1 protein-coding gene is annotated in these 408 nt (G+C 70.6%); it reads right to left on the reverse strand.

The annotated features are described in order from the left end of the window. A partial coding sequence (locus D7Y13_RS44075) for an AMP-binding enzyme (RefSeq protein WP_147452762.1) occupies positions 1-408 on the reverse strand: 408 nt, incomplete at both ends.

A 408-nucleotide genomic window follows, 5' to 3' on the forward strand; every position in this document is an offset into this window, starting at 1 on the left:
TGCCCGATCTCCGGCGGTTCCGATGCGAGCCCGACGATAGCATCGCGTCGCTTGAGCGCGCGCAGGTCGAAGCAGGCGGGTGTGTCGAGCAGCGTGGGCGCCAGCTGCTTGACCGCACCGCGCTCCAGCTTCTGCGACGCCGTGGTCGGCAGCGCCGCCACGAAGGCCACCCAGCCGGGCGCCTTGTAGTAGGCGAGCTGGGTCAGCGCCCATTCGGTGATCCGCCGCGCGGCCTGCGCGTCCTTCGCGGCCGAAAGCGCGGGCAGCACGCAGGCCATGACCTCCTCGCCGCGCACCGCGTCGTTCACCGAGGTCACGGCGACGTCCGCGATCCCCGGATGACGGCGCAACACCTGCTCGACCTCGAGCGCAGAGATGTTCTCGCCGCTGCGGCGGATGATGTTCTTG

The organism is Corallococcus praedator, from assembly GCF_003612125.1.
GTDB classification, from domain to species: Bacteria; Myxococcota; Myxococcia; order Myxococcales; family Myxococcaceae; genus Corallococcus; species Corallococcus praedator.